Source organism: Bacillus sp. T-10(2022) (assembly GCF_056502895.1).
The window spans coordinates 3,480,093-3,495,828 of record NZ_CP113518.1 but is presented as its reverse complement, the minus strand read 5'-3'; the positions used below and the strand labels follow the sequence as shown (position 1 = coordinate 3,495,828).

The 15,736-nt window shown below is 40.3% G+C and carries 13 protein-coding genes; 10 read left to right on the top strand and 3 right to left on the bottom strand.

What is annotated here, in order from left to right; all coding sequences use genetic code 11:
* Nucleotides 1-5 precede the first annotated feature (5 nt).
* Entirely contained in the window at nt 6-842 is an 837-nt protein-coding gene (locus OSJ91_RS17020; protein ID WP_350299278.1) for a PfkB family carbohydrate kinase, read from the top strand.
* A gap of 38 nt (nt 843-880) precedes the next feature.
* Here the strand turns inward: OSJ91_RS17020 and OSJ91_RS17015 are convergent, their stop codons facing one another.
* Nucleotides 881-1,639: a GntR family transcriptional regulator gene (locus OSJ91_RS17015; RefSeq protein WP_137019965.1), complete on the bottom strand. Its 759-nt coding sequence runs from the start codon at nt 1,637-1,639 to the stop codon at nt 881-883.
* A 250-nt stretch (nt 1,640-1,889) separates the two neighbouring features.
* Between OSJ91_RS17015 and OSJ91_RS17010 the strand changes: the two genes are divergently transcribed.
* Both OSJ91_RS17010 and OSJ91_RS17005 read left to right on the top strand, forming a co-directional pair.
* Nucleotides 1,890-3,083 (top strand): M14 family zinc carboxypeptidase, encoded by a 1,194-nt coding sequence (locus tag OSJ91_RS17010; RefSeq protein WP_485890118.1) that lies wholly within the window; start codon nt 1,890-1,892, stop codon nt 3,081-3,083.
* Between the two features lie 250 nt (nt 3,084-3,333).
* A complete protein-coding gene (locus tag OSJ91_RS17005) occupies nt 3,334-4,398 on the top strand; it encodes a M14 family zinc carboxypeptidase (RefSeq protein WP_485890117.1) in 1,065 nt (354 codons plus the stop codon).
* A gap of 688 nt (nt 4,399-5,086) precedes the next feature.
* Here the strand turns inward: OSJ91_RS17005 and speB are convergent.
* The gene (gene speB, locus OSJ91_RS17000; protein WP_350299274.1) at nt 5,087-6,055 is read right to left on the bottom strand and encodes an agmatinase; all 969 of its coding nucleotides are present in this window, start codon (nt 6,053-6,055) and stop codon (nt 5,087-5,089) included.
* 432 nt (nt 6,056-6,487) lie between these two features.
* Here speB and OSJ91_RS16995 point away from each other — a divergent pair, with 432 nt between their 5' ends.
* From OSJ91_RS16995 to OSJ91_RS16980, 4 genes are all read left to right on the top strand, one after another.
* Nucleotides 6,488-7,834 carry an APC family permease gene (locus tag OSJ91_RS16995; protein WP_350299273.1) on the top strand — a complete coding sequence of 449 codons (1,347 nt, stop codon included), beginning with the start codon at nt 6,488-6,490 and terminating at the stop codon, nt 7,832-7,834.
* Nucleotides 7,835-8,547: 713 nt separating this feature from the next.
* On the top strand, nt 8,548-9,825 hold the full coding sequence (locus OSJ91_RS16990) for a Glu/Leu/Phe/Val family dehydrogenase (protein WP_485890116.1): 1,278 nt from the start codon (nt 8,548-8,550) through the stop codon (nt 9,823-9,825).
* A gap of 34 nt (nt 9,826-9,859) precedes the next feature.
* Entirely contained in the window at nt 9,860-10,150 is a 291-nt protein-coding gene (locus tag OSJ91_RS16985) for an SAV0927 family protein (protein WP_413018585.1), read from the top strand.
* 17 nt (nt 10,151-10,167) lie between these two features.
* Entirely contained in the window at nt 10,168-10,416 is a 249-nt protein-coding gene (locus tag OSJ91_RS16980; protein WP_137019971.1) for a biotin/lipoyl attachment domain-containing protein, read from the top strand.
* A 75-nt stretch (nt 10,417-10,491) separates the two neighbouring features.
* On the opposite strand, the gene OSJ91_RS16975 is transcribed toward OSJ91_RS16980, so the two are convergent.
* The gene (locus OSJ91_RS16975; protein WP_485890115.1) at nt 10,492-11,232 is read right to left on the bottom strand and encodes an IclR family transcriptional regulator; all 741 of its coding nucleotides are present in this window, start codon (nt 11,230-11,232) and stop codon (nt 10,492-10,494) included.
* Between the two features lie 175 nt (nt 11,233-11,407).
* Between OSJ91_RS16975 and OSJ91_RS16970 the strand changes: the two genes are divergently transcribed.
* The 3 genes from OSJ91_RS16970 (at nt 11,408) to OSJ91_RS16960 (ending at nt 15,727) form a co-directional block, all read left to right on the top strand.
* Complete coding sequence (locus tag OSJ91_RS16970) at nt 11,408-12,271, top strand: dimethylarginine dimethylaminohydrolase family protein (RefSeq protein ID WP_485891919.1); 864 nt, start codon at nt 11,408-11,410, stop codon at nt 12,269-12,271.
* A gap of 332 nt (nt 12,272-12,603) precedes the next feature.
* Nucleotides 12,604-14,220, top strand: a complete 1,617-nt coding sequence (locus OSJ91_RS16965; RefSeq protein ID WP_350299269.1) for a M20/M25/M40 family metallo-hydrolase — start codon at nt 12,604-12,606, stop codon at nt 14,218-14,220.
* 163 nt (nt 14,221-14,383) lie between these two features.
* Nucleotides 14,384-15,727 carry a YfcC family protein gene (locus OSJ91_RS16960; protein WP_434547795.1) on the top strand — a complete coding sequence of 448 codons (1,344 nt, stop codon included), beginning with the start codon at nt 14,384-14,386 and terminating at the stop codon, nt 15,725-15,727.
* Nucleotides 15,728-15,736 lie beyond the last annotated feature (9 nt).

Genomic DNA, 15,736 nt, shown 5'->3' with positions numbered 1-15,736 from the left:
CAGGCATGAAATTAATTGGAATTGGAGATAACGTAGTAGATTTTTATAAAGATCAAGGAAAGATATATCCTGGCGGCAATTCATTAAACGTGGCAGTATTGTGCAATCGTTTAAATGATGAGCAATCTTCATATATTGGCATTGTAGGAAATGACGGGGCAGCAGACCATGTTTTAGAGGTATTGCAAAAGGAAAAGATAGAGATTAGTAGAGTAAGACAAGCAGTAGGAGAGAATGGTATGGCAGTCGTCGCGTTGGATAAGGGCGGTGACCGAATTTTTATTGGTTCCAATAAAGGGGGAATCCAATCCAGGTTGGGGATTGTACTGAATGACAATGATTTGGATTATATTCGGCAACATGACCTTCTTCATACAAGTGTATATAGCCGTATAGAGCATAACCTTCCAATATTAAGCCAATTCATTGACATTTCTTTTGATTTTTCGACAAATCAAGAGGATCACTATTTACAAAAGGTTTGTCCATTTGTGAATTATGCATTTTTTTCCGGAAGCAATTTAAACGAGGCAGAGTGCAATGCACTGATTCAAAAGGTTCATTCGTTCGGCACAAAGGTGATATGTGTTACTCGTGGGGAAAAGGGATCACTTTTATCAACTGAAAATCAAATATATGAACAAGCTATTATCCAAACTAAAGTTGTAGATACGTTGGGGGCGGGAGATTCCTTTATTGCTGGTTTTCTCTCATCGTACGTCCAAGGACAAGATGTATATAAAGCTTTACAAAAAGGAGCATTAGTCGCCTCCCAAACCTGTCAGGATTATGGTGCTTTTGGGTATGGCAAAGTATATGATCCTGATCATATGATGGTTTAAAATGATGCATGGATGAATAAAGGTAACGAGATCCCGGATTAAGAGGGGGATTCGTTACCTTTTTCTTGCGATATTGAACTATCAATCGTAAAGGTCACGCGATTGGCAGGATAATATAGGAAGGATGAATGGATAGGCTGCTTCTTAGCGTCATATGCCACTTTCTCCACTTTGAAAAGGGGATCTCCCACTTCGCATTCTAAATATTTTGCTTCATCTGCATTTGCCAATACCATATTTAAAAGTTTCGTGTTATGAACAGGTGTTATATTATATTTATGCTTTATGATGTCATACATGGAAACAGAGTTATGGACATGTTGATTTAAATTTGGCAGAATCTTTAAGGAATAATGAGAAATTTCTAAGGTGAGAGGTTGATTATCATAGTATAAGATTCGTTGTAATTCAAGAACATCACTTTCAGGAGTAATCTCCAAGGATTTGGAAATATTAGCCGGTGCAGGCAGTATCCCAAATGAAAGGATTTTAGTTTGAGGTATCTTCCCTAATTCTGACATATATTCAGCATGACCATTAACAGCAAATAATTCTCTTTTTACTTTAGGATATTGGACAAATGTTCCCTTTCCCTGTTGGCGTATTAAAAGCCCCTCTTCCACCAAGTCCAAAACCGCTTTTCTAACAGTAATGCGACTTACTCCATATATGTCACATAATTCTGTTTCGGTTGGTAATCTTTCGCCAGAAGAGTAAATCCCTTTGTTTATATCTTCGATGATAGATTGCTTTAATTGCATGTATAATGGCGTAGAACTATTAGTGTTGAGTTTCATATTTTCCCCTTTCTCGTATTTTTCCTTTAATTATAACGTAATGTGATGTTATAGTACAAATCATCAACTCGACAGACCGCGAGCGACTACAATCCTCGATAAAAATGTCACGGATCTTTTTGTATGGAACTTAAAGTTGATGCCCGAATCATAAAATAGCCATAATACGACATCAAATTCCAACATATTTCTACTTTTCCATTTTGTATAATGAGATAGAAAAATATTTTAAGGGAGTGATTGTTGTATTATGAAAAACAGGAAAATTATTTCAACTCTAGGAGTTGCCGTTTTATCGGCGAGCATTGCTGCACCAACATTTGCAGCTAATGAAACATCACCGGGAACACCCATTCAACAAACTTATTCGGTTTCAGGTTTTACAGATCATGCTGAACTAGGGAAAAAGCTAGAACAAATTGCGAGTGATAGCCAAGGTAAAGTAAAAGTGGATGTAGCCGGATATTCAAATAGAAATAGAGAAATCTATAAAGCAACCGTGGGAACAGGCGACAAAGTCGTTTTCATTCAAAGTGAGATCCATGGAAATGAGAAAACCGGTACGGATGCCATCTTGAATATCTTGAAGTTTTTGGGGACCAACTCTCCTGAAGCGGAGAAAATTCGTAAGGAAATTACCCTTGTCGCTTTGCCTAAAATGAATCCGGATGCTGCTGAATTGAACCGTCGGGGAAATGATATGACCTGGGCAGAGGTCGTGAAACAGTTTCCACAGTTAGGAGGAGCGAGTCCATCTTGGAACTATTATACATACAAAAATGAATCATTCGATTATGAGTCCAAACCTGGTTTCGATGTGAATCGTGACTTTAATCCTGATTTAAATTATATTCCCCAAGCTAAAGACTTCCCTGGAAAATCATCCACCCCTGGCTGGTTCATAACACCAGAATCACAAACAACACGTGATGTTTACAAGTCTCTATTGAAGCAATACGGAAAGGTGGAGATTTTTGTGGACTTGCATCACCAAGCTCCCTATTATGAAGTTGATGGAACGGATGATTTAGTCACATACTCGCTTTCCGCTCAATTTGTTCCAGATCCAAGCTCACCTTCAGGACAAGATTATGCCCAATATGCAAAAAACTATAATTATGATTTTTCCAGACAATTGAATGTAGCGGTATATAATGCAATGAAAGAACAAGGTAATTCTCCATATGGAAATATATCCTTATATCCGCAAAACCAAAACCTTCCTGGAACGGCTTTAGGAGCCTTTGCTTTGAACGGAAGCGGGACAGTGCTCTTTGAAGTTAGAGGCCAAACACAGTCCTTTGGCCAAAAGAAAAAAGGCATGCTCATTAAAGCAGTTGAAAGAGGATTATATGGAATAATTGATGGAGTTACTGATGGCTCTGTATATAAAATCAATCCGGAACAATACGAGTCAATTCCATTGACGGAGGGCAGGCAATAATAAATATTTGGTGAGTGTATCAACTTCCTGCCTAGATTGAAGTAACCAGACGGGTGTCCGCCTGGTTTTTCTTCATCGGGAACATTTGAATATCGCCTTTGTAGAAGTAATTCCTTTCAAGTTATATTGTGTAGAAGAAAACTATTTGGAAACATAGTTATTTTTCACTATTAACATAAAGTAGTAAAAATGTCAGAATATTATTAATAGTTATTTTTCTGATTATTATATTTGATAAGGAGGGTTTTTATTGAATTTTAAAAAGAAAGTTCTATCAGTTTCATTATCTAGTTTAATGACCTTAAGCGCAGTAACAGCTGTTGCGCTACCAGTCGGAGCGGTTGGAAATGGCCCCAGTGCTGGAAATGGACAAGTGACAACTTCAAATCTTCATACATATGAAAGCCTGGTAAGCTATCTTGAAACGCAGGATGCAAAACAAGAAAGGCTGGCATTGGAAGTAATCGGGGAAACGGTAAAAGGGAGGGATATTTACCTAGCGAAGTACATGTCAAATCCTAAGAATCCTACTATACTATTTTTAACTCAACAGCATGGAAATGAACAACTGACTACTGAGGGTGCACTCGAATTCATTAAACATCTAGGCACGAACAAGACTAAAGGTATTTTGGAAAATGTTAATATACTGATCATTCCCATGTTAAACGCAGATGGGGCCATGGGAGATGTTAATTTCCCTCTTGATGACTATTTAGCAAAAGGTGATCGGCATCTAACACGGGCAAATGCAAATGGGATCGACTTAAACCGTGAGCATGATAAAAAAACTGATTCCATGCAAGTAGAGGTAAAGGCTTTACACGAAAATGTATTTGCGAATTACGATATAGACTACATGATAGATTTACATCATCAAGGGACGCTAAGCGAAACGGACGGTGAACTTGTTTCAGGTTCAATTCTTTATCCTACAAACGCAAACGTAAAGCCTGAGGTGTTAGAAGCGTCAAAAAAACTGGGTGCTGTTGTATATAACTCCATTGAACCAACTGGTTGGGGGCATATTGGTAGGTATGATGGCGGTTCTGGAGAAAATATAGGCCGTAATGGTGCAGCCGTTCGTTATGATATTGCTACACTGCTCTTTGAGATGCGAGGTATGTCGGACCACAATGTCGAGTCAGTAGCGCTTGGACAAAAAAGTAATGGCTATCTAATAAAGCAAACGGTAACCACTTTGGATGCAGCTGTCAGAGCAATTGCCGATGATTCAATTGAAACTGCTGATGCAAGCTTTTGGGACACCCTGCCAACACAATCCAATCGTCCCGGGATAGAATCGGACGAATAAAATGAAGACACATTCCATTTTTTCAGATGGGATGTGTTTTTTTGATTCCTTATGCCATCGGAAACAGGATGAGGAGACAATTTTTCCAACCCGATATGACATTATTTACTGTGAAAATAGCAGTACTATAGTAAAAGATGACATAGGAAAAAAACATCTGCTTTCACCTAAGAAGATGCTCAGTTTGTCGACAAAAGTGGGTTCGGAATGCAGACAGTCGGCGGAAAGGGAGCGGATTTTTGAAATCAGCTGAAACATTTTTTGAAGAAAAAAACTGTAGGCAGAGGGGGGCGGAATGATTTCACATCGAACCATGATTTTAAAGGAAGATTAGATGACCTTAATGTTTTTTTCTGTTTTATGAAACCCTCAATGTATTGAAGAAATTTGCGACACTCCTGCCGAATAGCTGGCTAGCCGAGACCCCACAGACGCTTGCGTCGAGGAGGCTTGGCAGACAGTCGGCGGAAAGGGAGCGGATTTCTGAAATCAGCTGGAACATTTTTAAAGAAAAAAACTGTAGGCAAATTCGCTTTCTTCGAATTTGTCTACAGTCTGAGCATCTGTTTTCATAAACAGGTGCTTTTTGAATTTCAGGACTTTTTTATTTTGTACTTAGACATTTATATCTTTAGCTTGGATCTTTCTGACCGCCTAACAGTATCGGCCTATATGGCCAGTGTTTGTCCTATAAGCTTTTTTCGGTTGAGTCCTCCTTTTTTTGTTCTTCTTTTAGTTGTAAGGCTACTAAACTGGCAAAGTCATGAATGATGGTGGCTGCCAATAGTGATGTAATTTGTGTTGGATCATACGGCGGGAGGACTTCCACCAGGTCGAACCCAATAAAGTTGAATCCTTGCAGAGAGCGTATCATCTCTAGGGTTTCAAAGCTATTTAGACCGCCGACCTCCAATGTGCCAGTTCCAGGAGCGCAGGATGGATCAACAAAATCAATATCAAAGGTCAAGAAACATGGTGTATCCCCAATGGTTTTCTTGACTTCCTTCACGACATCTTCGATTCCTCTCTTCTTCAACTCGGGCGTTGTTATCACATTGTAGCCTAGATCTGTACTGGAATCTAAATCTCCTGGATGATTGAGCGTACCTCTGATGCCAATCTGGAAAACTTTATCCGTTTGGAGCAAACCTTCCTCATATGCACGGATAAACGGCGAACCATGCCAGTATTTTTCTTCATAATAAGTATCCCAGGTATCTGTATGTGAATCAAAATGAAGAAGTGCAACAGGACCGTGTATTTTTGCGGCTGCTCTTAGATTGGCCAATGTTACTGAATGATCTCCTCCGATGCCTATTGGAATGATCCCGTTTTTCATCAAGTCTGACATAGCCTTTTCAATTAACTCATAGCTTCGATGTATATTATGGGGAATCACCGAGACATCCCCAATATCAATTGCATTACATTCGTCAAACGGAAATACCTTGTGAATGGGATGATAAGGAAACAACGTCATGGATGCTTGGCGGACTGCCTGTGGAGCAAACCGGGCTCCTACCCTGAATGAAGCAGCTGTATCAAAAGGCATACCTACCACTGCCAATTTGGCATTTTCTCTTGTAGAAGGTAAGCGCATAAATGACCCTGTGGTACAAAACTCTGGTTTAACATCAGGTGATAAAGGATATTTCATTTTTCTATTCCTCCATTTTCTTATAACTATAATAGTTGTGAAACTCATTTTGAAACTCATATAAATGAATTCCTATATATGATTAATCATGCAATTATCATGCCAAGTCACGGTAAGTGATTTAATGAGGGGTTTTACCAGATAACATTGGCTTTGTGTATGCAAAGGCGAATAATTTATGGGAAATTGAATCGCCGATGGAAGAGATGCTGAAAGATTCATTTCTATAAATCAATCATTTGCCGGTAAGAATACAGGAATTAAGTAGCATTTTAGGCGTTTTTCGTTTGTCGAAGTAAACCGAAATCATGTGGCACATAAATTGCATTAAGGTATACAGGTAAAACTTTTATAAAAGAGGGAGGCATGAGATTAATCTAGTAAAGAAATTGAACCAACAAGTTTGAAAGCGGTTTCAAGGAGGAATGATAGGTGGAAAATGAGGTTACATTGAAAAGATCACTGAAATTATGGCAAATCGTTATGATGGGGTTAGCATATATGACCCCCATGGTCGTATTTGATACATTCGGCATTGTATCTGGGATTACGGGAGGCCATGTGCCGACTGCCTATATCGTTGCATTGGTGGGGATGCTTTTTACAGCTGCCAGCTATGGAAAACTTGTAAAGGTTTTTCCTGCTGCAGGTTCTGCCTACACTTATACGCAAAAGGCCATAAACCCGCATTTAGGATTCCTGGTAGGATGGTCTTCGTTGTTAGACTATTTGTTTTTACCTATGGTCAATGCATTGTTAACCAAAATTTATCTGACAGCATTATTTCCAGGAGTTCCTACATGGATTTGGGTAGTAGTGTTCGTGGCAATCGTCACCATTCTCAATCTCAGGAGCGTCAATGTACTTGCTAACTTTAATGCGCTTTTTGTTTTAATTCAGATTGCCATCATGGCAGTGTTCATCATTCTTGTTGTCAAAGGTTTGAATAATGGAGAAGGTACAGGAGAAGTGTTTACATTAATGCCTTTCGTAAAAGAAGGAATGGACTTTTCGGCAATAATAACCGGGGCTACGATCCTTTGTTTTTCCTTTTTGGGATTTGATGCGGTAACGACACTATCTGAGGAAACGCCGGATCCGAAAAAAACAATACCAAAAGCGATATTTTTAACTGCACTTTGGGGTGGAATCATCTTCATTACCGCATCATTCTTTATTCAGCTATTTTTTCCGGATATATCCCGTTTTAAGGAACCGGATGCTGCATTACCGGAAATCGCCCTTTATGTAGGCGGGAAGCTATTTCAATCCATTTTTCTTTGTACGACTTTCGTAAATACGCTAGCCTCGGGACTAGCATCGCATGCCAGCGTTTCCCGTCTTTTGTATGTTATGGGCCGCGATAAAGTGTTTCCGGAAAAATGGATTGGATTTATTCACCCTAAGTGGAAAACACCAGCCATTAATGTACTCATAGTCGGAGTCATTTCATTGTCGGCTTTATTCTTTGATTTAGTGACAGCAACGTCACTGATCAACTTTGGTGCATTAATGGCATTTACCTTTGTAAATCTGTCAGTGATCAGCCATTTTATTATTCGGGAAAAGAAGCATCGAACGATAAAGGGGTGTATTAAATACTTAATTATGCCTTTAATTGGAGCTATCGCAATTGGAATTCTTTGGGTCAACCTTGAGACAAGTTCCCTAATAATGGGGACAAGCTGGTTCATTATTGGTTTTTGTTATCTATTATATATCACAAAGGCATTCAGGAAGGCACCGCCCCAATACCAAGTTGAAGAAATTCAGCTATGAGTTTTTACTTGTACAAATTTGGACGTTGATTGGAACGTAGGGCACTCGCTTTCCGCGGGCGGTCCGGGAGCCTCCTCGGCGCATTTGCGCCTGTGGGGTCTCCCTTGGACTCGCTATTCCCGCAGGAGTCTCGCACACCCGCTCCAATCAAATATGTTTAAAAATTTGGATAGAACTCCTTTTGTTACAAACTAATAGCAAATGGATTTTTACCGCATTTTTAAAACAAAATCATTGGTTATCCTTTATGTATTTTTACTGTTTTATATGATGAAAACTCGCTGGATTGAATAAATTTGCGAGACTCCTGCCGAATTACTGGCTAGCCGAGACCCCGGAGACACTTGTTTTGATGCGGATTGGCAGACAGTCGGCAAAGGAGGTTACTCTCACCCCGGACAACGAGGGACTTAAAATATTGTTGAATGTGCGATGAACTTAGTGCAACCCCTTAAATGACTGTAGACAAACTCTATTTTCATCTAGTTTGTCACCGACTGACGCATCCGATTAGGATGCGTTTTTTTATGTATTTAATCATAACTTGTTACATATGCAAATCTGAATTGCTTATGAATTAATACATATGTCCTGATGATTGTATGTGTGATATTGATGAGGGCAAATGGCGGTATGGTGCTATTCATACAATATCTTCAAAACTGGCATGAAAGTTGCTTAATAAGTAATAAGAATAAAAGTGAGGTGCAAAAATGACAGAGAAAATTAAGGTTATTGAAAAACGTCAATTGGATAATCCACTGCAAGAATTCCAGGATATCTTAAAAGAAGCGATTCATGTTTTGGACTATCCAGAGCAGGTTTTTGATTTTCTGAAAGCGCCAATGCGTTTTCTGGAAGTCTGTATTCCTATTCAAATGGATAATGGCGAGACAAGGATGTTTCAAGGGTATCGTGCTCAACATAATGATGCAGCCGGTCCAACGAAAGGGGGGATCCGGTTTCACCCGGATGTCACTCCTGAAGAAGTTAAGGCATTGGCCGGATGGATGAGCTTGAAATGCGGAATAACCGATCTTCCATACGGAGGGGCAAAAGGCGGCATTGTGTGTGATCCCAGACAGATGAGTTCATCTGAGCTTGAACGATTAAGCAGAGGGTATGTCAGGGCAGTAAGTCAAATAGTGGGCCCTACAAAAGATATTCCGGCACCAGATATGTATACGAATTCACAAATCATGGCCTGGATGCTGGATGAATATGATCACATCAGGGAATTCGATTCACCTGGCTTCATTACAGGAAAGCCTCTGAGATTAGGAGGATCGAAGGGCAGGGAAAAGGCCACTTCCAAGGGCGTATTATATACCCTTCAAATGATTTGTGATTTAAAGGGGATTCCTATTGAAGGCATGCGGGTAATCATCCAGGGATTCGGGAATGTTGGCAGTCATTTAGCATTGTATTTACATGAAATGGGGGCCAAGGTTGTCGGAATAGCGGATGAGCTTGGAGGTTTATATGATCCGAATGGTTTGGACATTCCTTACCTTTTGGAGAACAGGGACTCTTTTGGGGTCGTTTCGAACTTATACAAAGATTCAATATCCAATCAAGAATTATTGGAAAAAGAGTGTGATGTGCTGATCCCCGCAGCTATTAGCGGAGTGGTGAATAAGGATAATGCAAAACGACTAAAATGTGAAATCCTGATTGAAGCAGCAAATGGTCCGACCACAAAGGAAGCAATCAAGATTCTTGATGATAAAGGTATAGTGCTAGTCCCGGATATTTTGGCGAATTCAGGAGGGGTGATAGTCTCGTATTTTGAATGGTGCCAGAACAACCAAGGCTATTACTGGACGGAAGAGCTTGTGGATGAACGATTGAAGGAAAAGATAACGGCCAGCTTTTTGAATGTCTACCATACTTCACAAAAATATTCCGTGAACATGAAAGTGGCGGCTTATATTGAAGGGATTCGCAAAATAGCTGAAGCATCCCAGCTTCGAGGTTGGGTCAGGTTCTGAACGAATTAGGGCTTACTAGAAAGGAGGCAATCCGTTGAATTTTGATATTCTTTCCGAAAATAAAGAAAACCAGGCTATTCATCATTATTGCTTATTGTCACAAGATTATAGATATGATGTGACCATTGTATATTCGGGCCAGTTTTTCGGTAAAGCAATGGTGACTTCCATGCAAAGCGGAAGAATGATCCTGCTTTGTGCCAATGATATTAATTTAGATCAATACTGGGCTCCGACCCTGGGCATTGAACAAGAGGATATACCTGAGTTTCAAAACTTTCTCAAGCTAGTGTTACAATCCCCATTTCATTTTGAAGAATACTGAAGGAAGGAATGATGTAAATGTACGTAGATGTGATTCTAAGCCCTTGTGATGGCAGGATTGAAAAAATTTCAATATCCAAAAATTCCAGATTTTACGAATGGGAACAATTATTTCAGATTAAGAAGGCAGATGGATGTGTGGAAATCATTGATATTGGTGTCAGCGGAAAGATAGAATCATTGGAGGTATTGGAGGGCGAACCTGTGGTGGCCGGCGAGGTCCTCGCCTATTTCAGGGAAGATTTATTCGTGACCGGCAGCGATTAATATAAAAACGAAAAGAAGATGAAATGATTCATCTTCTTTTTCGGCTTATCCGATAATCCACCACTGCTCGCTTATTCATGATCCCCTATACCCTAATTTTGCAGAAACCCGATTGCCAGTTTCCATCACATTCTTAATGAGGAAATCAAGTCTTTCTTCTGTCAGGTTAAAGCTGACAAAACCTATGCTCACCGCACCGTGAACTTCCCCAAAATGGTTCAATATCGGCACGGCAACAGAACATGTTCCTTCTGTTCGTTCACTGTGACTGATTCCATGTCCCTTCATTTTAGTCTCTTGCAATATATCCCAAAAAGCTGCTCTTTCTTGAGTTGGCAGAAGAGCATCTACAATTTTTTTCGCTTGTTTATATGGCATATAGGCTAGCATCGCTTTATTGGCGGCCCCAATATGCATAGGAACTCGTGAGCCAAGCTGGTCATAAACCCGGATTTGGCTTTTTTCACTGTCGATTCGTTCGATAACGAGTGATTCCATTCCGATTGGCTGGCTAAGATAGACGCTTTCCTCCACTTTGTTCATCAGTCTTTCCAGTTCAGGCCTTATTTGGCTGATGTAATCCATTTTGTCATACATACGTAAACCGTATTCGAGCCAAATATTCCCCAAACCATATTGTTTGGATTGCCCGTCCTGTTGGATTAATCCATGCAAGGACATCGCTTTTAACAAACGATGCATGGAGCTGACAGGAAGATCACACTCTTGAGAAAGTTCCGTAATTGACAGCCAGTTTTCCGATGAATTGGAAACCAGCACCTTTATAACGTTCATGGCACGGTCGATCGATTGCATAAACAAACCACCTATCTTTCATTCCAAGTTGTATATAACGCTGATTTATTTGAATATTTAAAACATATTGACATTATACCAAAACTAATTTTATAATAAAAGAAAAATTCCTATTGGCGGAAACGTTTTCCGATATACGGAAAAGGAGGGGGAGGCAGTGACATATTGTTCGTCCATGTACAAACCATTGGAACGTGTCATTGTAAAACATCCGAAAGAAGCTTTTATTAGTCAAGAGCATTTAAGCCAAGCATGGCGGAACTTCAACTTTGCGGAAGAGCCAGATTTCAACGAAGCGCTAACAGAGTATGGTGACTTTATTTCCATTTTGGAGAAATATGTTCCAAACATCGATTATTTGCCAGCATCTTCGGTAGTCGGGATTGACTCCTTATATGCGCATGACCCGGTCAAATTCACAAGCCAAGGGGCCATTATTTTAAAGTCAGGGAAAGAATTGAGGCAGCCTGAAGCTAATGTATACAAGGAATTTTGTAAGGAAAAGAACATCCCGATTATAGGGTATTTAACGGGTGATGCGGTCGCGGATGGCGGTGATATCATTTGGCTTGATGATAAAACCCTGGTTGTCGGACATGGTTATCGTACAAACGCAGAAGCCATTCGGCAATTAAAGGAAATGACCGCACATCTTGTGGATGATTTCATCGTAGTTCAGCTGCCGCATGATCAAGGAGAGGGAGAGTGTCTCCATCTTATGTCTTTCATCAGCCTAGTCGACCATGATTTAGCCGTAGTTCATTCCCGCCTTATGCCTGTATTTTTCAGAAAACTGCTTATTGAACGAGGCATTCAGCTTATCGAAGTGCCGGTTGATGAGTACTTGAACTTGGGCTGTAATGTGCTTGCCATCGCTCCGCGGGTTTGCGTTATATCTACTGGTAACGCTTACACGAAGCAACAGCTTCTTGATGCCGGGGCAACGGTTTATGAATACAAAGGAACTGAAATCAGTTACAAAGGCACTGGCGGTCCAACTTGTTTAACCTGCCCGGTGGTGCGTACAAAGGGGGATTGATAATTGTAAAAACACCAGGAAAAAGCTATGTAAATGGATTAACGGCATCCGACCTTTGCACGCCTGATTATGGAAAAGTAATGAAATAGATGCGTCTACGTGAAAGCTTTGGAAATATGACTTTGTGATCGTTCCGAAGGGATATGAAGAGACGGCCCGTCAATTGAATGAAGCTGGATAAAAAAACGATTGAGCTAAAAAAGCCGTATTTACAAAATCAGGACGGTGGATTGAGCTGTTTGTCACTGCGGTTTTATATATCGGGAATTTCCGTTAAGTGTTCCTTCCTGCTATTACTCTAATATTTGATGAAAATCGGAAAGGGGATTTCAATGAGTCAATTACTATGGGGTACTCCAGAAACGCTCCGTGCTTTGTTATGTGAACTTGTTAGCTGGGAAAGCCGTACTCTTACATTGGGGGAACGCACGTTTCCTTATAAGGTTCAAGAGAAATTGAGGGAGCTTGAATATTTTAAAAGGAATCCGGCGTACTTATCGCTTCACGAGGCTGATTTAGGGAGGAATTTTGTCAATGCCTTTTATAAACATCCCGATAGCAAGGAGACCGTTGTATTAATCAGCCATTTTGATACGGTTCATACTGAAGAATACGGTGATCTTGAGACTCTTGCATTTCAGCCGGAGGAGCTCACAAAAAAACTTCATGACCGAAAAGATGATCTGCCGGAGGAAGCGCGCATTGATCTTGAATCAGGAAAGTACTTGTTTGGTAGAGGAACAATGGATATGAAAATGGGGCTTGCCCTTCATATGGCTATCATCGAAAAGGCAAGCATTGAAAAATGGCCGATCAATCTCCTGCTGTTAACCGTTCCTGATGAGGAAGTGAATTCTGCGGGAATGAGGGCTGCAGTTAAAGAACTTGTGTCTTTACGTGATAAATATGACCTTTCCTATAAAATGTTTTTTAATAGTGAACCTTCCTTTTCACAGAAGCCGGGCGATAATAGCCATTATATTTATTCCGGAACCTTGGGGAAAATCATGCCCGCTGCCCTTTTTTATGGGAAAGAAACTCATGTGGGTGAGCCATTAAAGGGCATAACGGCTAACTATATAGCCTCATTCCTCACGCAGCTCATGGAGTGGAACACTCTTTTTCAGGAAAGTGATCTTGGCGAGGAAACACCTTTACCAGTATCGCTACAGCAAAAAGATCTGAAACTACAATATTCAACACAGACACCTTATCGTGCAGCAGCGCTTTATAATGTGTTCATTATGAAAAGGACAGCTGCAGAAATAATGGATTTATTCGAGCAGGTAGCAAACGAAGCAGCGATGAAATGCAATGAATCTTATAAAGCTCTTTGTCTGCGTGAACATATTGAAGGTGTAGGTGACGTACAAGTATTGCGCTACGAAAAGTTACTTTCATATGCGGAGGGCAAATTTGGCGGCAGTTTTGTTGAGCAAATAAAGAGTGAAGTTAAAGGAAACATGGATTTGGATGAGCGGGAAAAATCATTTAGGATTGCTGAAAAATTGATGATACAATGTCAGGAGCTTTCACCCGCCATTGTATTGCTGTTCGCACCGCCATATTATCCAGCCGTCAATACGTCCGATGATCCGCTTATCATCGAATCTGTGAAATTAATGAAGGAAACTGCCAACATGCTTGATGAAGAAGTCAGCCAAATTCATTATTTTAATGGCCTTTGCGATTTAAGCTATGTTCAATATACTGATGAATCTGATGGCTGGACGGCTTTTGAAAAAAATACACCTGTCTGGGGCGATACTTACAGCATTCCTTTTGCTGATATGCAAAAACTTCAGGCACCCGTGCTTAATGTGGGTCCATTCGGCAAGGATGCCCACCAGCGTACTGAGCGCCTTCACATCGATAGTGCCTTCGTCCATACGCCCGTTATGCTGGAGAAGTTAGTAAAGAGTATGTTTAAGTGTTTGGTTGAGAAGTGATGGTCCGACAGGGAAACTGGATTAATATAAAACTTTAACTGGGGGTATTTATATGAATGACCTGCCTAATGGTCAAATCACTTCCGAGCCGCTTAATCAGAATAATAAGCCACTTAACCAACTAACGGAGTTACCGGAAAAAGGGATTAATCCTTTTGTCTTAATGTTTATCGTAATTGTAATAGTGACGGTTTTAACCTATATCTTACCTGCAGGACAATATGAAAGAATTGAAAAGGATGGCCGAAGTGTAGTCGATCCAACTTCCTTTGAATTCGTTGAATCAACACCAGTGGGATTATTGGAAATGTTCAGCAGTATTCACGCAGGGATGATTGAAGGAGCATCAATTATCTTGTTCGTCTTTTTGTTTGGCGGAGCATTGGGAATCATGCAGGCAACAGGAGCACTGGATGCTTTCATTAAGTTTGTGGCTGTCCGATTCGGAACAAAAGAGAAATTGCTTATTCCGTTGATGGTATTGATCTTCGCTTCATTAGGGACACTGATCGGATCTGCTGAAGATGCATTAGTTTATATCGCAATCATTGTTCCGATGACGATTGCATTAGGCTTTGATGCACTTACGGGTTTTGCGATCGTCATGCTTGGGACATTGGCGACTGGATTCATTTCGGGCATTACGAACCCTTTTAATGTAGGAGTTGCCCAAAGCATTGCAGAACTGCCCATGTATTCGGGAATGGGGTTGCGAATCGCTCTTCTTGCAGTGTTTTATGTCGTTACAGTATTGTACATCTATTTCCATGCAATGAAGGTTAAAAGAAACCCTGAACTGGGGGAGTATGGGAAATTCAGGCGTGAAGATCATGCACATTTTGATAAAAACTTTAGGATAAGTAAAAGACATAGCGCCGCTTTAATTATTTTATTGGTGAATTTCATCCTATTAGTATATGGAGTTATTAAATTAGGATGGTATATAAGTGAAATTGGCGGCTTGTTTTTATTAAGCGGGATCATTATGGGCATAATTGGAGGCTTAACTCCATCCAAGATGGCTAATGGTTTTATTTCAGGAGCAGGCGATATGGTTTCCGGGGCATTGATAATAGGAGTTGCGCAGACAATCCTAGTCATCATTACAAGTGGCGGATTGCTGGATACTATTTTATATTATGCTGCAGGATTGGTTGAACAACTTCCTCCCGCCATAAATGCAATCGGAATGTTCATTGTCCAATTATTTCTTAACTTCATTGTACCATCCGGAAGTGGGCAAGCTGCATTGACGATGCCGATCATGGCTCCATTAGCGGATTTAATGGGTGTGACAAGACAAACAGCAGTATTAGCTTTCCAATTAGGGGATGGGATATCGAATATGATATTTCCGACTTCTGGAGTACTATTGGCTGGATTGGCAGTAGCAGGCATATCATTTACGAAATGGGTAAAATGGGTGTTTCCATATCTTCTGATTCAGTTTGCGATAGCGATTATCTTTTTGATCATTGCTCAAAGCATACAGTATGGCCCTTTTTAAGGATCTGAA